Origin of the sequence: Marinobacter sp. M1C, from assembly GCF_023314135.1 — a bacterium.
GTDB lineage: Bacteria > Pseudomonadota > Gammaproteobacteria > Pseudomonadales > Oleiphilaceae > Marinobacter.
The window spans coordinates 2,443,494-2,463,138 of the sequence record NZ_CP092289.1; the positions used below are offsets into that span (position 1 = coordinate 2,443,494).

The 19,645-nt window shown below is 55.7% G+C and carries 16 protein-coding genes; 1 reads left to right on the forward strand and 15 read right to left on the reverse strand.

Annotated features, from left to right (window positions below):
• Positions 1 to 6: 6 nt before the first annotated feature.
• The 13 genes from MIH19_RS11550 to leuC all read right to left on the reverse strand — a co-directional run bounded on the left by MIH19_RS11550 (position 7) and on the right by leuC (position 16,125).
• Complete coding sequence (locus MIH19_RS11550) at positions 7 to 1,248, reverse strand: O-succinylhomoserine sulfhydrylase (protein WP_249005027.1); 1,242 nt, start codon at positions 1,246 to 1,248, stop codon at positions 7 to 9.
• A gap of 75 nt (positions 1,249 to 1,323) precedes the next feature.
• A complete protein-coding gene (gene purF, locus MIH19_RS11555) occupies positions 1,324 to 2,847 on the reverse strand; it encodes an amidophosphoribosyltransferase (RefSeq protein WP_249005028.1) in 1,524 nt (507 codons plus the stop codon).
• A gap of 92 nt (positions 2,848 to 2,939) precedes the next feature.
• On the reverse strand, positions 2,940 to 3,458 hold the full coding sequence (locus MIH19_RS11560) for a CvpA family protein (RefSeq protein WP_249005029.1): 519 nt from the start codon (positions 3,456 to 3,458) through the stop codon (positions 2,940 to 2,942).
• A gap of 96 nt (positions 3,459 to 3,554) precedes the next feature.
• Positions 3,555 to 4,214, reverse strand: a complete 660-nt coding sequence (locus MIH19_RS11565) for an SPOR domain-containing protein (RefSeq protein ID WP_249005030.1) — start codon at positions 4,212 to 4,214, stop codon at positions 3,555 to 3,557.
• Positions 4,215 to 4,216: 2 nt separating this feature from the next.
• The gene (gene folC / locus MIH19_RS11570) at positions 4,217 to 5,554 is read right to left on the reverse strand and encodes a bifunctional tetrahydrofolate synthase/dihydrofolate synthase (RefSeq protein ID WP_249005031.1); all 1,338 of its coding nucleotides are present in this window, start codon (positions 5,552 to 5,554) and stop codon (positions 4,217 to 4,219) included.
• Positions 5,538 to 6,464, reverse strand: coding sequence for an acetyl-CoA carboxylase, carboxyltransferase subunit beta (gene accD / locus MIH19_RS11575; protein WP_249005032.1), 927 nt, complete (start codon positions 6,462 to 6,464; stop codon positions 5,538 to 5,540). Before accD ends, folC begins: the two co-directional genes overlap by 17 nt.
• A 224-nt stretch (positions 6,465 to 6,688) precedes the next feature.
• Positions 6,689 to 7,315, reverse strand: coding sequence for a phosphoribosylanthranilate isomerase (locus MIH19_RS11580; RefSeq protein ID WP_249005033.1), 627 nt, complete (start codon positions 7,313 to 7,315; stop codon positions 6,689 to 6,691).
• Entirely contained in the window at positions 7,308 to 8,219 is a 912-nt protein-coding gene (truA, locus tag MIH19_RS11585; RefSeq protein WP_249005034.1) for a tRNA pseudouridine(38-40) synthase TruA, read from the reverse strand. Before truA ends, MIH19_RS11580 begins: the two co-directional genes overlap by 8 nt.
• A 92-nt stretch (positions 8,220 to 8,311) precedes the next feature.
• A complete protein-coding gene (locus MIH19_RS11590; protein WP_249005035.1) occupies positions 8,312 to 11,281 on the reverse strand; it encodes a FimV/HubP family polar landmark protein in 2,970 nt (989 codons plus the stop codon).
• A 362-nt stretch (positions 11,282 to 11,643) separates the two neighbouring features.
• Positions 11,644 to 12,759, reverse strand: a complete 1,116-nt coding sequence (gene asd / locus MIH19_RS11595; RefSeq protein ID WP_249005036.1) for an aspartate-semialdehyde dehydrogenase — start codon at positions 12,757 to 12,759, stop codon at positions 11,644 to 11,646.
• 161 nt (positions 12,760 to 12,920) lie between these two features.
• Entirely contained in the window at positions 12,921 to 13,994 is a 1,074-nt protein-coding gene (gene leuB / locus MIH19_RS11600) for a 3-isopropylmalate dehydrogenase (protein WP_249005037.1), read from the reverse strand.
• A gap of 45 nt (positions 13,995 to 14,039) precedes the next feature.
• Positions 14,040 to 14,687: a 3-isopropylmalate dehydratase small subunit gene (gene leuD, locus MIH19_RS11605; RefSeq protein WP_249005038.1), complete on the reverse strand. Its 648-nt coding sequence runs from the start codon at positions 14,685 to 14,687 to the stop codon at positions 14,040 to 14,042.
• A gap of 19 nt (positions 14,688 to 14,706) precedes the next feature.
• Entirely contained in the window at positions 14,707 to 16,125 is a 1,419-nt protein-coding gene (gene leuC, locus MIH19_RS11610) for a 3-isopropylmalate dehydratase large subunit (RefSeq protein ID WP_249005039.1), read from the reverse strand.
• Between the two features lie 222 nt (positions 16,126 to 16,347).
• Here leuC and MIH19_RS11615 point away from each other — a divergent pair, with 222 nt between their 5' ends.
• Positions 16,348 to 17,238 carry a LysR family transcriptional regulator gene (locus MIH19_RS11615; protein WP_249005040.1) on the forward strand — a complete coding sequence of 297 codons (891 nt, stop codon included), beginning with the start codon at positions 16,348 to 16,350 and terminating at the stop codon, positions 17,236 to 17,238.
• Between the two features lie 9 nt (positions 17,239 to 17,247).
• Here MIH19_RS11615 and MIH19_RS11620 read toward each other — a convergent pair whose 3' ends face one another.
• Together MIH19_RS11620 and aroC are read right to left on the reverse strand one after the other, a co-directional pair.
• The gene (locus tag MIH19_RS11620; protein ID WP_249005041.1) at positions 17,248 to 18,396 is read right to left on the reverse strand and encodes an MFS transporter; all 1,149 of its coding nucleotides are present in this window, start codon (positions 18,394 to 18,396) and stop codon (positions 17,248 to 17,250) included.
• 130 nt (positions 18,397 to 18,526) lie between these two features.
• Positions 18,527 to 19,621 carry a chorismate synthase gene (gene aroC, locus MIH19_RS11625; RefSeq protein ID WP_249005042.1) on the reverse strand — a complete coding sequence of 365 codons (1,095 nt, stop codon included), beginning with the start codon at positions 19,619 to 19,621 and terminating at the stop codon, positions 18,527 to 18,529.
• Positions 19,622 to 19,645: the final 24 nt, after the last annotated feature.

Below are 19,645 nucleotides of genomic sequence, written 5' to 3' on the forward strand. Positions count from 1 at the left end.
GAATGCTCAGATGTTGCCATGACCGGGGTTCTGAAGGGCCTGAAAACCCCGGTCAAGATCGGTTTTCAGGTCGTCAATGGCTTCAATGCCTACCGACAGGCGAATCAGGTTTTCACTGATTCCGGCCTGCTCTTTGTCTTCGGGCGACAATCGCCCGTGAGTCGTTGTTGCAGGGTGGGTGATGGTGGTCTTCACATCACCGAGGTTGGCGGTGATAGACACCATCCGAGTAGCGTCAATAAAGCGCCAGGCCTCTTCCCTGCCCCCTTTTACCCGAAACGACAAAACGCCGCCAAAGGCCTTTTGCTGGCGTTTGGCCAGTTCATAATGCGGATGCTGCGGCAGGCCGGTATAAAAAACCGTTTCCACCGCGCTCTGCTGCTGCAGCCATTGTGCCAACTCTAACGCATTGTCACAGTGGGCTCGCATACGAATTGGTAAGGTTTCCAGGCCCTTCATGAACACCCAGGCGTTGAACGGGCTCATGGTAGGGCCTGTTGCCCGCAAAAACACGAATATTTCTTCCAGCAGCGCGTGGGGGCCTACAACAACGCCACCTATGCAACGGCCCTGGCCGTCCAGATACTTGGTCGCGGAATGGGTGACCAGGTCTGCGCCTAACGCCAGCGGTTGTTGCAGCACCGGGGTGCAAAAACAGTTGTCAACGACCAACAGCGCACCGTGGGCGTGGGCCAGATCTGCCATCTTTCGAATGTCGGCAATTTCGCACAACGGATTAGACGGCGTTTCCAGAAACAACAGGCGGGTATTGGGCCGAATAGCCGCTGCCCAGCCGGCTTCGTCTGTCAATTTTACAAAGGTGGTTTCAACGCCAAATTTGCTCAGATATTTCTGAAACAGCGAATTCACCGTGCCGAATACGTCCCGTGAACACACCACATGGTCACCAGCCTTCAGCAACGCCATACAGGTACTGGTAATGGCCGCCATACCCGAAGCCATTGCCACTGCCCGCTCGCCGCCTTCCATCGCCGCAATGCGATTTTCGAAGGCGGTCACCGTGGGGTTGGTAAATCGCGAATAAATATTACCGGGCTCTTCACCGGCAAAACGCGCGGCCGCTTGCGCCGCGCTGGCGTAAACAAAGCTGGACGTCGGAAATATAGCGTCGCTGTGCTCTAGCTGGCCGGTACGAATCTGCCCCGCGCGCACCGCCAGGGTATCGTCAGACATGCCGTCCAGATCTGATTCTGGTATCAAAACCGATTCTTCGCGGCAAAATGTCATCGTTTTCTCCTGGTCATCGTTTTCTGCTGGTAATGATATTCTGCTGGCAATAGAACTCTTGTGAGACCCAAAGCATCAGTCTTCATCGTTATGCATGTCTATACTGCCGTTTTCGGTATCGTTCTTCACGATGCCGGAGCGGGTTGCATCGTTACGCTGGCCATCCAGGCGATCCAGATAGGCACGATCAATATCGCCAGTTACGTATTCACCGGTAAACACCGAACATTCCCAGCCATCAATGTCACTATTAACATCGCTAACAGAAGTGATCAGGTCTTCCAGGTTCTGATACAGCAACCAGTCGGCGCCGATCAATTCCCGGATTTCTTCCACCGTGCGATCGTGAGCAATCAGTTCTTTAGCAGACGGCATATCAATGCCGTACACGTTGGGATAACGCACCGGGGGCGCGGCCGAGGCGAAATACACTTTGCGGGCGCCGGCATCGCGAGCCATCTGCACAATTTCCTTGCAGGTGGTACCACGCACAATGGAATCGTCAACCAGCATCACGTTCTTGCCGCGGAACTCCAGATCAATGGGGTTTAGCTTCTGGCGTACCGATTTCTTGCGCATGGTCTGGCCGGGCATGATAAAGGTACGGCCGATGTAGCGATTTTTGATAAAGCCTTCGCGGAATTTCACGCCCAGACGGTGAGCCATCTGCATAGCCGAGGTGCGACTGGTGTCTGGTATCGGCATAACCACGTCAATATCGTGATCAGCAAAATCCTTCAGCACTTTATCCGCCAGAGTTTCACCCATGCGCAATCGCGCTTTGTAAACCGAGACTTTGTCCATGATGGAGTCCGGGCGGGCGAAGTACACATGCTCGAAAATACACGGATAGAGCTTTGGCTTTTTGGCGCACTGCTCACTGTGAAAGGTGCCATCGGTTTCAATGTACACCGCTTCACCCGGCGCAATGTCACGCACCAGGGTGAAACCGGAGGCGGCCAGGGCCACGCTTTCAGACGCAATCATATATTCTTTGCGGCCGTCACGGGCTACGCGCACGCCGTAACAGATCGGGCGAATGCCATTGGGGTCGCGAAAACCGACAATGCCATAGCCCGTAACCATCGCGATAACCGCGTAGGCACCGCGGCAGCGTTCGTGTACAGAACGCACAGCGGCAAAAATATCGTCTTTGGTCGGGTCCAGCTTGCCAAGTTTCTGAAGCTCGTGAGCGAACACGTTCAACAGCACTTCCGAATCGGAGTTGGTGTTGATGTGACGCAGATCGGTACGAAACAAGTCGGTGCTGAGCTCGTCAGAATTTGTCAGATTGCCATTGTGGGCCAATGTGATGCCGTAGGGGCTGTTGACGTAAAACGGCTGAGCCTCGGCTGAGCTCGCGCTGCCGGCGGTAGGGTAGCGAACGTGACCAATACCGACGTTGCCCACTAACCGGTGCATGTGGCGGGTATGGAATACATCGCGCACCAGACCGTTGTCTTTACGCAGGTAAAAACGGTCGTCTTCGAAGGTAACAATACCTGCTGCGTCCTGGCCCCGATGCTGAAGAACGGTCAGCGCATCATAAAGTAGCTGGTTCACGTGGGAAGTGCTGACGATACCGACGATGCCACACATGGAATAGAGATTCTCCGAGTGTTAAAACTGAATGAAAGCCACGCCAGGCAGATTGCCTGATATAGCGCCTGGCGTTTGAATAACCAAGTTTACTAGATGCCTTGCCCCTCGCTTTGGGGAGTAAGGAATCCGGAAAGCTCATCACCAAAGGTACGACGGGACCAGTCCTCTAACACCGACAACCGGTCAATCATTAGCGATTCTTGCCACCAGGTATCTTGAGACACCGGTGTGTAACGCAACAAAGCAATGCCCACCACCACCACCACCACCCCTCGCAACAGGCCAAAGCCCATACCCAGCACCCTGTCGGTGCCGGATAAGCCTGTGGCCCGCACCAGCTGTCCGATAATGCCGTTAATGATGGCGCCCACAATAAGCGTACCAATAAACAGAATCGCGAACGCCGCAACCGACCTCACCATGGGCGTTTCCACGGTGCTGGCCAGTAGCGACTGCATCTGGGGGTGAAATGTGCGAGCAACAATGAAGGCCATTACCCACGTAACCAACGACAGGGCTTCGCGAACAAAGCCGCGCCTCAGGCTGATCAGCGTTGATATGGTAATAACCGCAATAATGACCCAGTCAATCCAGATCAACGCATTCATGAACCACCCGGGCGACGCAATTAGAGAGGGCGGATTCTATCAGGAAACCGCCCTCTGCCAAACCACCGTTGCGATAAAACCTGGCTGGGCGGCTTATTAATCAGGGCTGGTGACCAAACTGTTGAGACTGAAAGCCTTGTCAAGGGCCGCTTTGGCCGCTTCGGCTTCGGATTTGCTGGCGAAAGGCCCACTGAACACCCGGGTCAGCCGGGTGTCGCCACGGCTGAGCTCTTGAAGGTGTGAACTGTAGCCCTTTTCGCGTGCGTTATCACGCAAACGCCGAGCATTATCGGCATCGCCAAAGCTGCCCAACTGCACAACCCAAGCGCCTTTCAGCGAGCGGCTGAACTCTTCCTCGGTTTGCCGACTGGGCTCCGGCTGAGCCGATACTGCTGCCGGCTCAACCTCTGCCGGCTGAGAGTCTGCCGTCGGTGGCGGCGTAACAGCGCTGCTCGCTGCAGTCGGCTTTGTCGGCTCAGACGCCTCAGGCGTCACTTCTTCTAATAGCTGAAAGTCCCCAGACCCGCTGGCACGGTCTGCTGCTGCAGTTTCTGGCCCAGAGGCGCTCTGATATTCTGGCATGGCGGTCTGTGGTGGTGGCTCGATGCTCACTTCCGGAAATGGCGGTTCCTCGGGAATGTTTATCGAGGTGGAGTCACGCCCAGAATGGGGCTCGTCAAAGATCATCGGCACAAAAATAACCGCCAGTGAAATCAGCACCAAGGCACCGATGATCCTCTGCTTTAATCCGTCCACAATTATGCTCCCGGGTTGGTAACGGCGGCGTTTGGATACAAAAGGTTGCGGGCTGCCGCCACAGTAAAGAACGAACCAAATACAATCACAATGTCATTAGCACGGGCTTGGCCGCGGGCTTCAGCCAGGGCCTCCGGCACCGAGTGCCAATAACCAGCAGGCTCAATGCCGCACTGCTCAAACTGCGCATTCAGAGCCTCGGCGCTGTAGCCGCGGGGAGCTTCCTTCAGCAGGCCAGCCAGATACCAGCTGTGAACCACGCTGGCCATCGCTTTGGCAACGCCTTGCACGTCTTTGTCCGCAAGCGCACCGTAGACCGCGTGAATGCGGGTTTCCGGGTGCTGTAGCAGGCGCAACCGGCTCGCCAGCCAGCAGGCAGCGTGGGGGTTATGCCCCACATCCAGAATCACCAGCGGCGAAGTGGCTACCTGTTCAAAACGCCCAGGCACCGACACTTCTGCCACGGCCCGTTCGATTTGCTGAACACCCAGATTGGGCGCCAAAATGCGAGAAGCAACGACCGCTGCCGCCAGGCTTTTCACTGGCAAAGCAAAATCTGGCAGGCGAAATTCTTCTTCTCCCAACTCCAGATTCACCATCGACGGTTGGCTTGAACACTGCACCAACTGATAATCACGGCCCAGCAACGCCAAATCGACTTCTTGCGATAAAGCTTGCTGCAATACCGAGCGCGGGGGATCAAAATCGGCGTAAACCGCAGGAATACCGGGGCGCAAAACGCCGGCTTTCTCGAAGCCAATAGACTCTCGATCGTCACCCAAAAAGCTCGTATGATCGATATCGATCGACGTAAGGATCACAAAATCCGCGTCCAGTACGTTCACAGCATCCAGACGACCACCCAGACCAACTTCCAGAATCCAGTCGTCTACATCGGCTTCAGACATGGCAACAAACGCCGCCAGAGTGCCAAATTCGAAATAGCTTAACGACACTTCTGCCCTGGCCTCCTGAACCTGCTCAAAAGCGTGGATCATTTGCGCGTCCGAAATCTGCTCGCCCAGCAGGCGTATCCGCTCGTTATACACCTGAAGATGAGGCGACGTGTAGGCCGCCGTGCGGCGCCCCGCTTCCTGCAACAGCGCTTCCAGAGCTGCAACTGTGCTGCCTTTGCCGTTGGTGCCTGCCACGGTAATAATGCGAGCCTTGGGCTTACCCGGTAACAGTCTCTGCAAAACCACCATTACCCGGTCCAGTCCCAGCTCGATTTCAACCGGGTGAATGGCCTCAAGGTAGCTCAGCCATTGGCCCAGGCTGGCATCGGCGCCGGGGGCCGTTATTTTCGGCGCTTGCTGATCCGGCTTATGCGACTGAGGCATTTTCATCCGGCTTTTCAGTCACTTCAATTTCAATGGGCGCTTCGGTGTCAGGTTTTTCCAAATTGCCGAATTTTGCCAGCAGGTGTGCAATGCGTTCGCGCATCTGGTGACGGTGCAGGATCATATCAATAGCACCATGCTCCAACAAAAACTCGCTGCGCTGAAAACCTTCAGGCAATTTTTCACGGACGGTCTGTTCAATCACCCGCGGCCCGGCAAAGCCGATCAGTGCGTTAGGTTCGGCGACATTCAGGTCACCCAACATGGCCAGGCTGGCCGACACCCCGCCAAATACCGGGTCGGTCATTACCGAAACATACGGCACGCCTTGCTGCCTCATACGCTCAAGAACAGCGGCGGTTTTGGACATCTGCATCAACGAAAGAATGGCCTCCTGCATACGCGCGCCGCCGCTGGCAGAGAAGCACACCAGAGGAATACGTTCTTCCAGCGCCACATTGGCCGCCCGTACAAATTTTTCGCCAACCGTCTGGCCCATCGAGCCACCCAGAAAATTGAACTCGAAGGCGCAAGCCACCAGCGGAAGCCCCAAGGTGGTACCCTTCATGGCCAACAAGGCGTCTTTTTCGCCAGTCGCTTTCTGGGCCTGGGCCAGGCGGTCTTTATAACGTTTGGTGTCTTTGAACTTAAGGCGGTCCCAAGGTTCCAGGTCTGCGCCAATTTCTTCGCGGCCGTCTGGATCCAGAAAAATATCAAGGCGGCGGCGGGAAGCCACTCGCAAGTGGTGATTACACTTCAGGCACACGTCTAGATTTTTTTCCAGCTCCGGCTTGTACAAAAAAGCGCCACATTTCGGGCACTTTTTCCACAAGCCTTCCGGAACACCGGTCCTCGTCTTGGATTCCGAGCGGATCTTGCTCGGCATTATTTTATCTAGCCAACTACTCATGATTTAATCCCGTCTGTAGAACCTGTTTCGATCGTTCTATTGTAAACACCCGCTACCGGCCAACAATAACGCCGTCGGATAGCGTGTTTAATCACCCTATTCTGGCAGCATGCCATGCTGTGTAAACGTCTCATTCAATGAAACATAGTACATATAACGCCGCGCTGGCCCAATTTTTCCAATCGCTTACCCTACCCCGCGCTCTATTTAACGGATCCGTAAGTCTACCAAGATCCAGCGCTTCTGGTCGCGGCCACGAAGTCTGCCATCTTTTTGGCACATTTGATGCCTTTGCTGATTTCAACACCACCACTGACGTCCACCGCCCAGGGGCGTACCTGCTGCACGGCCGCGGCAACGTTATCGGGTTGCAAGCCACCGGCCAGTATCAGTGGCAACGGCCGTTGTTCAGGAATCAGTGACCAGTTAAATCCGTGGCCGGTGCCCCCGTATTGCTCAGGGTGCCAGGCATCGACCAGCAAACCGGCGGAATTCCGGTACTCCTCAAAGGCCTGTTTAATCTGCCCTTGTTGCCGCACCCGTATAGCCTTAATCCAGCGGCGCTGGAACTGCTCACAGAAAGCAGCGGTTTCGTCACCGTGGAATTGCAGCAGGTCCAGAGCCACCTGCTGCAACACCTGCCTTACAAAATCCGCCTGCGGATTCACAAACAATCCCGTTACGCTAACAAACGCCGGTATCCGCGCGGCCAGCTGCCGCGCCAGATCAATACTGACGGCCCGCGGGCTTGGGTCATAAAAAACCAGGCCAATTGCGTCAGCGCCAGCAGCCACTGCGGCGTCAATATCCTCTAGGCGGGTCAGGCCACAGATCTTTACACGGCTAGTCACAGTTGGGCGGCCTTTGTTTACGGTGGATATGGGTGGCCGCAACCGGCCGATTCTGCTCCGCGCTAAACCATGGCTCAGCAAATGCCGGGCCACAGCTGGGCTGGGGTATTCCGAATTCGGCGGGGTAACCCACGTCTACCAGGTACAAACCATCAGGCGGCGCCGTCACGCCAGCTTGCCTGCGATCCTTGGTCGCCAGAATCTGGCCAATCCAATCCGGCGCCTGCTCCTGGCAACCTACGGCCATCAAGGCCCCTGCAATATTGCGCACCATATGGTGCAAAAAAGCATTGGCCTGAACGTCAATCACCAGATAATCGCCTCTACGCGTTACGCTGATGCTCTGCAAAAATCGAATCGGGCTACGAGACTGACAGCCAGCGGCACGAAAAGCACTAAAATCGTGTTCGCCAACCAGCGCCTGGGCTGCCTGATGCATGTTTTCGGCATTCAGAGGCCGAAAGTTCCAACTAACTTGGCCGCGTTGAATACCTGGGCGCACCGGGTTGCTATAGATAATGTAGCGATAGCGACGGTAAACCGCGGAAAACCGGGCGTGAAAGTCACCCTGGCACTGGCCAGCCCAGCGTACGGAAATATCGAAAGGCAAGGCGGTATTGATGCCCATCACCCAAGAACGCATTGTGCGCAGTGACGGCGTATCAAAATGAACCAGCTGATAACTGGCGTGAACGCCGGCATCGGTGCGGCCCGCACACACCAGCTCTACATCGTGATCGGCGACTTTGCTGGCGGCTTTTGCCAACTGTTGCTGCACAGCGCGAATACCGGATTTTTGTTGCTGCCAGCCGTGGAATTCACGGCCATCGTATTCGAAGACCAATGCCACACGGCCGTTGCCAATGGGTGTATCCGTTGTAAGCGCCTGGGGTTCAAGAAACAAAAGTCAGCTCGATGTGTTGTCTGGGTGTTAAAAAACAAAGCCGGCGGTCAGAAGGCTCTGAGCGCCGGCTTTGATTAAAGGATTATAACCAATCAGGACAGATTTTTAAGCAGTTCCTTCGCTTCTGCCTTTTGTTCAGCGGTGCCTTCGAGTTCCACTTCCATCAAAATGTCGCGAGCGCCATCAATATCACCCATCTCAACGTAGGCCTGCGCCAAATCCAGCTTGGTTGCTGCCTCGTCGGTGTCGGACAGGAAGTCGAAATCATCGTCGTCACCCAGATCGCTCTCGTCGATTGATCGAGGCGCGCCAGGAGCCACAATGGGCAGGTCTTCTTCTAAAGGATCCTCTTCCAACAAGTCGAATTCTGGAAGGTCGTCTTCTGACAAGTCGTCCTCAGGAAGGTCATACGCCGGAAGGTCTTCCTCGGGCAACTCCAGCGTCTCCAGATCGTCCAGGCTGATGTCGTCTTCGTCATCTTCGTCGTCTTGGTTCTCGGCCAACTTAACGCCCAATTCTTCCTCGGCTTGCGGATCATCACCCAACTCCAAAGCCAACAGCTCTGCGTCGGTCATTTCCGGCAGCTCTTCGACTTCGGCTTCGGTTTCATCACCATTGGCGTGATTGGTGCTATCTGCGCTATCAGCAAATTCGCCCATTAGCGCCAGGTCGTCGTCCGAAATATCCAGGTTCAATTTCTCCAGATCAGGCTCCAGCTTGCCTAAGTCCGATTCTTCCATGTCAAAAGGCTTGAGTTCGGCCTTGGGATCGTCTTTATCAAGTTCGGCGTCTAACTCGTCCAGGAAGGCCTCATCCAGGCTTAGATCGTCATCGTCAGACGTCTTTCTGGCCGTGTTGACGGGTTCGTCAGCTTTGGCCAAGGGCGCGGCATCTTCATCGGCAAATTCCCGGGCGAAGTCGTCAGACAACACAAAGTCCTCAAAACCCTCAAAATCTTCCGGAGCTTCAGACTCTGGAGGCTCTTCCTTGTCGCCCAGGCCTTCAATAGTGGTCAGATCGTATTCTATAGGATCGTCTGACGTTGGCTTGGTGCTGTCTTTGGCATCTTCTGATTCCTCATCGAAGCTCCCGAAAGAGCCGGAAAAGGAACCGGAGCGCAATTCGGATTCAAGATCATCGATGCTGGGTGCCGCTTCCGCCTGTTCAAGGTCTGTCAGCAAACGATCGGCCTCTGCCATGGCCTCGTCATCATCCAAAGCACTGAGCTCGCCATACTGACGTTCAAAAGCCACTCTATTCTGAACATCCGCGTAGATCGCCAGCAACTTCAGGCGCAGTTCGGTGCGGCTAGGCTCGCGGGAAATCGCAGATTCCAGAGTATTTACCGCCTGCTCGTGCTGACCGTACGCCAAGTAGGAGTCAACCTCTGCCAGAACGTCTGGCCCAGCTTCAGGCGCTGACGGTTCGTGATCGTCCAGGTCCAGATCCAGATCAAACGAGTCGGATCTTGGTGCGGGTTCAACCAGGGGCGTTTGTTCAACGTCGGTATCGTTCTCGGCGACATCCTGATTTTTAGATTTGCGGCGAGACACCAGAAGCAACACAAGTAACAGCAAAAGCAAGCCGCCGCCCAGAACCACCTGATACAGAGGGTTACTCATAATGCTGTTGACCAAACCGTTCAGGGTAAGGCTTTCTTCGACCGGATCAGGCTGTGCCGCCTGTGGTTGTGCATCCTGTTGACGCTGCGCCGCAACCGCAGCAGCCGGTTCGGCTTCGGCCTGGGTTTCGGCGTCACTCTCTGCGGCAACGGCAGGGGCGTCGGTAGAATTCGCTGTATCGGCCGCCTTGGCATCAGCTGCTGGCTCTGACGACACGTTGGCACTAGCGCCATCATCAGCGGCCGCAGGGTCATCGGCTGTCTTTTGGTCCATGCTGGCAACCGCATTCTCACCGTTGATGCCAGCCTGCTGCATGTCGGCCAACTGGCTGTTTTTCAGCTCCATCAAACGCTGCAGGGTTTCTACCTGCTCCTGAAGTGAATCAATACGGCTATTCAACTCGCTGTTTTCACGGCGGGCACTGTCAAGCTCTTCGAGCGCTACCGTGGTGCCGGCATCTGCGCCGTCGGCCTGGTTGCCGTCAGTACCGGCAGATCCGCTCTGCTCAGTGTTATCAGCGGCTTGCGGCGCCTCGGTCTCGGCCACAATCAGTTTCAGTTCCGCATCGCCGCCGTCTATCGCCGCGGGCGCAGAAGGTGCAGCCGCTGCGCTGGCATCAATAGTTGCCCGGGCTGCGATGACGTCCTGATTTTGCGCTCGCACAGCCTGGGTGGCCTGGCCCCGGCCAAGTCGCTCAATCTGCGCCAGCGTAGGTGCGCGCAGAACTTCACCGCGTTTCAGCCGGTTGATATTGCCGCCTATGAAGGCATCAGGATTAAGGTCTTGAATCGCCAGCATAACCTGCTGCACAGATACGCTGTTGTTCGGGCGCATCCTGGTGGCAATACTCCACAGGGTGTCAGACGACGTTGTAGGGCCGTAAACACTGCCTGACGCAAGAGACTGTGCAGAACCAGAACCAGCGCCAGAGCCGGCTGACGCAGAGCGACTTACCGCGCCGCTATTTGCACTGGGCGACGAGTTGCTGCGGCCAGCAGACGATGCCGCTACAAGCGGTTCCCGGGTGCCGGTTTCTGCCGCATACACGGGTGGGTCTACCAACACCGCGTATTCACGCAGCAAGCGGCCGCTAGGCCAGGTTAGTTCCAGCAGAAAATTAAGGTACGGCTCCCGTAACGGTTCACGGGAAGACACACTTATCGCCAGGCTGCCATCGCTGCGGGTAACTACCTGAAATTTCAGCTTACTGGCAAACTGGCCGCGATTAAGACCCACCCGCTGATAAGCGGATTCCGAAGCCACATTGACAAAAACATCACCAGGGCTGACGCCGCGACTCTGGCGCAGCACAATTTGTGCATCCAGAGGCTCATTCAAGTAGGACTGAAGCTCCACCTCCCCCAATCCAAGGGCTTGTGCAACGCCAGAGCCAAGACCTCCAGCCAGTGCCAGAGCAACCGCAAGCTTGCGTACCTTCATGCTTTTTCCTTTCCAGTCTCCGTTATTCGTAACTGCTTCGACGCACGGCGGCGTTAAAGCAGTTTCGGACGAGGTTGGATGACTTCCGTCTGGGTGTTGTATAAGTGTGGCGGAACTTTAATCCTCAACTCGGCAAGTATTGTTGATAAGCATCATTTTATCAATGAATCAACGTTCTTCAGTGCACTGCTGCGCTACTTTGCCAACTTTTCATCGTAGACACACAGCCACTAAAAATACGAAGTCATTGCGGGCGTTGAGGAGGCACCGGCTTTTATGGTGCTAAAAATAACAGGGGCGAAGGCTGAAAGCAGCCTTCGCCCCTTACCGGTTGGTTGAAACCGGACGCAGTTGGCATTAAATCAACGACTCTGAAGAATTCGCAGCATGCGCCTCAGCGGTTCTGCCGCGCCCCACAGCAGTTGGTCACCCACAGTAAACGCAGAAATGTACTCCGGCCCCATGGTCAATTTGCGTATACGGCCCACTGGAATACTCAGGGTGCCGGTTACTTTCGCCGGTGTCAGCTCACGTATGCTGGCCTCGCGCTCGTTGGGAATAACTTTCACCCAATCGTTACCGGCGGCCAAAATCTTCTCGATTTCGGCAACAGGAAGGTCTTTGCGCAGCTTTATGGTCAGCGCCTGGCTGTGTGAGCGCATGGCACCGATTCGAACGCACAAACCGTCAATCGGAATCGGATTGTCGCTGCGACCCAGAATCTTGTTGGTTTCAACACCGGCTTTCCACTCTTCCTTGCTCATACCATTTTCGAGTTGCTTGTCGATAAACGGAATCAAGCTGCCTGCCAGAGGCGCGCCAAAGTGCTCGGTGGGAAAATCGTCACTACGCATGGTGTCGGTCACCCTTCGGTCAATCTCTAGAATCGCCGATGACGGACTGTCCAACTCGGCTTTAACGCTGCCGTTCAGCTCGCCCATTTGGTTCAGCAGCTCGCGCATGTTCTGCGCGCCGGAACCAGAAGCGGCCTGATAGGTCATGGGCGATACCCATTCAATCAAGTCCTGCTCCAGCAAACCGCCCAAGGCCAACATCATCAGGCTTACGGTGCAGTTGCCGCCGATGTAGTCTTTCACGCCTTTGTCGAGCGCAGCGTCAATCACGTTGCGGTTAACCGGGTCTAGCACAATCACAGAATGGTCAACCATGCGCAGGGTTGACGCAGCGTCTATCCAGTAGCCGTTCCAGCCGGCGTCGCGCAGCTTCTGATACACCGCTGAGGTGTAGTCACCGCCCTGGCAGGTCAGAATCACGTCCAGGGTTTTCAGAGTGTCGATATCGAAGGCGTCCTGCAGCGGCAGAATGCCATCACGGCCCACATCCGGCGCCGGTTGCCCGGTTTGCGACGTGGAAAAGAATACCGGTTCGATATCCGCGAAATCGTTTTCTTCACGCATGCGCTGCATGAGGACAGAACCCACCATGCCACGCCAACCTACAAGCCCAACTCGCTTCATGCGGCTTTTGAACCTCTTTTATAGCGGCCTGCCGCCGATGTCTCTGGCACAGACAAAATGAATGTTTCCGCAGCAACAACGTCGCATTACTGCGAATTAGAAGGCTGCCGGACTGGAATGCTGTCGATTTAAAATACGATCGACTTCAGAGCGCTGTCCGATTATAGCTGCGCCAGCACCGCTTCACCCATTTCACGGGTAGAAACCTGATTGCAGCCTTCCGACATTATATCCGCTGTGCGCAAGCCCTGGTCCAGCACCTTGCCAACCGCGTCTTCAATGGCTGCTGCGGCGGCACCTTCATCCAGGCTATAGCGTAACATCATCGCAACGCTAAGAATGGTCGCCAGCGGGTTTGCAATGCCTTTGCCGGCAATATCAGGCGCCGAACCATGACAAGGCTCGTACATGCCCTGCTTCGCCGAGTTCATCGAAGCCGATGGCAGCATGCCGATGGAGCCTGTCAGCATAGCGGCTTCGTCAGAAAGAATGTCACCAAACATATTGCCGGTTACAATCACGTCAAACTGTTTGGGTGCGCGCACCAGCTGCATCGCGGCGTTATCCACGTACATGTGAGACAGCTCTACGTCCGGATACTCGAGTTTTAACTCGTTCATGATCTCACGCCACAGCACGGTCACTTCTAACACGTTGGCCTTGTCGACCGAGCACAGTTTTTTGCCGCGCCGCTGGGCCGTTTCAAATGCGACCCGGCCAATACGGCGAATTTCAGTCTCTGTGTAAGCGTACGTGTTATAACCCTGGCGCTCACCGCTTTCCAATTGCCGCACACCGCGAGGCTGGCCGAAGTAAATACCGCCGGTCAGTTCACGGATAATCATGATATCCAGCCCAGACACCACTTCCGGCTTCAGCGAAGAAGCAGACGCCAGCTGCGGATAAAGAATAGCAGGGCGAAAATTGGCAAACAGCTCAAGGTTGGAACGCAGGCCCAGCAAACCTTTTTCCGGGCGTTTGGCCATCGGCAGGCCGTCCCACTTCGGGCCGCCAACGGCGCCCAGCAGAATCGCGTCGGCCTTGGTGGCCAACTCCAGGGTTTTATCCGGCAGCGGGGTGTCGGAATCGTCCAGCGCAGCGCCGCCAACCAGGCCGTGCTGAAAGATCAAATCAAGCTTGAACGACTCATTCACCCGGCGCAGTATTTTTTCGGCCTCGCCCATGATTTCAGGGCCAATGCCGTCGCCCGGCAGTAGTAATATGGTTCGTGACATATCAGGTTCCTTGATATTGGTTTCGACATTGGTTTAAAAGCCAAATTACTGGCCGGCACCAAACAGCCATGGCGCGGTTTTGCGGCGCGCATCTTCGTAATGCTGAATAACATCGGCGTCTTCCAAAGTCACACCAATATCGTCCAGGCCATTCAGCAGGCAATGGCGACGGAAGCCGTCTACGTCGAAGCTGAAAGATTCGCCAGACGGCGTGATAACGGTGTTGGCTGCAAGATCCACCGTCAGTTCATAGCCTTCGCTGGCCTCAGCTTCAATAAACAGCTGATCAACTATTTTTTCATCAAGAACAATAGGCAACAGCCCATTCTTAAAGCAGTTATTATAAAAAATATCAGCAAAACTGGGGGCAATAATCACCCGAAAGCCGAAATCTTCAAGCGCCCAAGGTGCGTGTTCACGGCTGGAACCGCAACCAAAATTGGTGCGGGCCAGCAGCACGCTGGCGCCGCTGTAGCGTTTTTGGTTCAGCACAAAATCCGTGTTTAACGGGCGTTGAGAATTGTCCTGACCAGGCTGGCCCTCGTCCAGATAACGTAATGGATCAAACAGGTTGGGGCCGAAGCCGGTGCGTTTGATGGACTTCAAAAATTGCTTGGGAATGATCAGGTCCGTGTCCACATTGGAACGGTCCATGGGGGCTACCAGGCCCTGGTGTTGGGTAAATGCGCGCATGGTCAATATCTCCTGTGGCTCAGTTCAGCATTTCACGAACGTCAACAAAATGGCCGGCAATCGCTGCCGCCGCTGCCATGGCCGGGCTAACCAGGTGGGTACGCCCACCAAAACCCTGACGCCCCTCGAAGTTACGGTTAGAGGTAGACGCACAATGCTCGCCCTGCCCCAATTTATCGGCGTTCATGGCCAGGCACATAGAGCAACCGGGATCACGCCATTCCAGGCCCGCTTCCAGGAAAATCTTGTCTAGCCCTTCGGCTTCGGCCTGCAACTTAACCAAACCCGAGCCCGGCACTACCATGGCCTGCTTCAAACTACCCGCCACCTTGTGGCCTTTAACCACCAGCGCCGCCTCGCGCAAGTCTTCAATCCGGCTGTTGGTACAGGAACCAATAAATATCCGGTCCAGCTTGATGTCGGTGATCAACTGATTGGGCAGCAGGCCCATGTATTTCAGCGCACGTTCAAGCCCTTCCCGTTTTATCAAGTCGGTTTCTTTCGCCGGGTCTGGCACCTGGCCGGCCACGTTCGCCACCATTTCCGGGGACGTGCCCCAGCTCACCTGAGGCTGAATATCCGCGCCCTCAAGCTCAACCACTTTGTCGAATACGGCGTTCGGGTCACTGTGCAAGGTGCTCCAATGAGCAACGGCTGCGTTCCAGGCTTCACCCTTGGGTGAAAACGGCCGACCCTTGACGTAATCAATAGTGGTGCCGTCTACCGCCACCATGCCAACGCGGGCGCCGGCTTCAATCGCCATATTGCACACCGTCATCCGGCCTTCCATGCTCAGGCTTTGTATGGCTTCGCCACCAAACTCGATAGCATGGCCGGAGCCGCCAGCGGTACCAATTTTGCCAATAATCGCCAGCACTGCGTCTTTGGCGGTTACGCCTTTACCCAACTGGCCATTCACTTTTACCAGCATGTTTTTTATTTTCTGCTGCACCAGGCACTGGGTAGCCAGCACGTGTTCCACTTCCGAGGTGCCAATACCGTGGGCCAGGCAGCCAAAAGCGCCGTGGGTCGAGGTATGGGAATCACCGCAGACAATGGTCATACCGGGCAAGGTTGCACCCTGCTCGGGCCCGATGACGTGCACTATGCCCTGGCGCTGGTCTTTAATCTTAAATTCAAGAATGCCGAACTCGTCGCAGTTGCTGTCCAGGGTTTCCACCTGAATGCGCGATATCGGGTCTACAATGCCGTCGATGCCCGTGGCGCGGTCAGTGGTCGGCACGTTATGGTCGGGCGTTGCCAGATTGGCATCAATCCGCCAGGGCTTTCGGTTGGCCAGGCGCAGACCTTCAAACGCCTGCGGCGACGTCACTTCGTGCAGCAGGTGGCGGTCAATGTAAATAAGCGCAGAGCCATCATCACGCTGTTTTACCAGATGATCGTCCCACAGTTTGTCGTATAAGGTTTTACCCGCCATGATCGCTCTCTCATCGTTTTGGGGTTTTTAAAAAAGCTCATCACCGTTGATACGGCTGCGCCCTTTGGAGTTCTGATTGTGTGAACAGTTTAAAGTGCCTGGCCAATAACCTCAATTCATGTTTTTTATGCATAGCATTCCTGTCTGGAATACTATCGAATAGAATGAAACGCTTCAGGGTGCTGGAAAAAGCACTTTTATTCGACTTCGGACATGGTAACTATGGATTCCAACACGTTGCGCGCTTTTCTGGCCATTGTTGACCAGGGCTCGTTCTCTGAAGCCGCCGAGCAACTGCACATTACCCAGCCGGCCATCAGCAAGCGGCTGGCCGCTCTGGAAGCCCAGCTCGGCGCCGAGCTGGTTGATCGCAGCCAACGCCAGCTCAAACTGACCGACGCCGGCGCACGGCTGCTGCCCCACGCCAGGCGAATTCTGGATGAAATCCACAACGCCCGCATTGCCCTGTCGCCAAGTACCCGCGAAGTTGCTGGTGAACTACAGATTATTGCCAGCCATCACATTGGCCTGCACCACCTGCCAAGCTGGCTGCGGCGTTTCAAACGCGACCATCCGCAAGTCACCCTTGATCTTCAATTTATGGAATCAGACGCCGCCTACGCCCAGATGCGCAAACGCGGCGCCGAACTTGCCTTTGTTACCCTGAGCGATGGTATCGACCCAAACTTTAAGGTGTACGCCCAATGGCCAGACCCCATGGCGTTTGTGGTCGGGCCGGAGCATCCGCTGGCAGCGCTAGAACAGCCTACTCTGGCGGACTTGTCTGGCCACGCTGCGCTATTGCCAGACACCAGTACGGGAACATATCGGTTGGTCAGCCGGCTATTTATGGAGGCCAACCTGCCGTTAAGCTCGCAGATGCCCACAAACTACCTCGAAACCCTGAAAATGATGACCAGTGTGGGCCTTGGCTGGAGCGTACTGCCGGTGCGCATGCTGGACAGTAGCCTACGGGTTCTGCCCGTAGCACATTCAGTGGCGCGGTTGATGGGGGCTATTGGCCTGTCAGGCAGAGACTTGAGCGGTGCCGCCCAGGCTCTGCTGGCGATTGTGGAGCAACAGGAACCCGAGGCAAAACCGGGACGGATTTGAAATCTGTCCCTATGTGTCTGGTTGCGGCGGTGGTTGCAGGCCGCGCCAGGCGGTGGCAAACGCCAGAGCGGTCACAACTGCGCTGCCCAAAAAAGCTGCAGAGGTGTCAATACCGTCTACCAGGAACCCCGCACCCCAGGCACCCAAAGCCCCACCGGCACCAAACGTTAACCCGCTATAAAGCGCCTGCCCCTGGCCGTGATGATCGCGGCCAAAAAAGCCTTGAATGTACTGCACAGATACAGCGTGTAACGCGCCATAAGATGCCGCGTGTAACAACTGGGCAAATATCAGTACCGGCAACACCGACGCCATTTCCGCAATCAACAACCAGCGCAGCAGGCTCAACAGCAGCGCCCCCAGCACAATGTGGCGCACACTGAAACGCGCGCCCAGGCGATGCATTACCATAAACAGAACAATTTCGGCGATAACCCCCAGTGACCACAACAAACCTATGGCCAGCTTGCCGTAATCGTGCAGCTGGAGGTGAATACTGAAAAACGTGTAGTAAGAGCCGTGGGCCACTTGCAGCAAAAAGTTCATCACAAAGAACGCAATCACCGCCGGATGGGTCAGAATGGCGTTTAGACTGCCCCGCGGAGACTTCTGCCTGCGAACGATTTTTTCGACTGGCAGCAACCAGGCCGACACCGCAATACCGACAAACAAAGGACCCAGCAGCATTGGTAAATAGCGGATATCTACCCATTCCAACAGCACGCCAATCAACGCCACCGCCGCAACAAAGCCCACCGAACCCCACACGCGTATTTTGCCGTATTGGCTCCGCTGCGACCCCAAAACCTGCAGAGTGATGACTTCGTAAAGGGGCAGCACCGCGTTCCAGAAAAAAGTGAACGCCAACATCACCAGTAGCAGGCCGGTAAAGCCCGGCTCTAGAAACACGCCAGCAAAACACAGGGAACCGGTGATCGTTCCGAAGCGGACCAGCCGCACCCTTTGCCCGGTGCGGTCGCCCAAATGGCCCCACACGCTGGGGGCCACAATCTTGGTAAGCTGGATGGTCGCCATCAAACTAGCGATTTGCAGATAGGAAAAACCGCGGCCTTCAAGGTAAAGCGACCAGTAAGGCAGCATTCCGCCCAACAGGGCGAAGAACCAAAAATACAAATTCGACAGACGCCAGTGCGTCACTGCTACCCCTTACCTTTAAATTGCGCCGCTACTTTTCAGTGCCATCTTTAAGCCAGTGGGGACGGATTTGAAATCCGTCCCCGGTGTTTCGCAGCGAGTAGGGACAGATTTGAAATCCGTCCCTGGTCTGTCAAAGCTGAGGCAGCACCGGCGTGGTTACCCGCACATCGGCGTTCTGGCCTCGATGGCGCAAATAGTGGTCCATAAGTACGATGGCCATCATCGCCTCGGCGATGGGCGTCGCGCGAATGCCCACGCAGGGGTCGTGGCGGCCGGTGGTAATAATCTCGACCGGGTTGCCGTCGACATCAATACTCCGGCCCGGCAAGCGCAGGCTAGAGGTGGGCTTGAGTGCGATACTGGCCAGAATGGGCTGACCGGAGGAAATACCCCCCAGAATGCCACCGGCTTGATTCGACAAAAAACCTTCCGGCGTCATTTCATCCCGGTGCCCGGTGCCTTTTTGCTCGATACAGCCAAAACCGGCGCCAATTTCAACGCCTTTCACGGCGTTAATGCTCATTAAAGCATGAGCAAGTTCTGCGTCTAATCGGTCAAACACCGGCTCGCCCAGCCCCGGTGGTACGCCTTCGGCCACCACGTTAATACGAGCGCCAATCGAGTTGCCTTCTTTCACCAACGCTTCCATGTAGGCTTTCATTTCCGGCACTTTGCTAGCGTCCGGGCAGAAAAACGGATTCTGGTGTACCTGCTCCCAATCCAGGGTTTCGGCTTTTATCGGGCCTAATTGGCTAAGGTAGCCACGCACGGTAATGCCCAGGCGCTGCAGCAGGAATTTGCGCGCAACGGCGCCGGCGGCCACCCGCATGGCGGTCTCCCGAGCCGACGAGCGTCCGCCACCGCGATAATCCCGCTCGCCGAATTTGTGGTGGTAGGTGTAATCGGCGTGGGCCGGGCGAAACTGGGTGGCGATTTTTGAATAGTCTTTAGAGCGCTGATCGGTATTTTCAATCAGCAAACCAATAGAAGTGCCGGTGGTGCGACCTTCGAATACGCCGGAAAGAATACGCACTTCATCGGCTTCGCGGCGCTGGGTGGTGTAGCGCGACGTGCCCGGTTTGCGGCGATCAAGGTCGTACTGCATGTCCTCTTCAGACAGCTCAAGCCCCGGCGGACAGCCATCAATCACACACCCCAGAGCGGCCCCGTGGCTTTCACCAAACGTGGTCACCGTGAACAGTTTGCCAAATGTGTTTCCAGACATAATTCAGTATCTTATCCAGTTGTT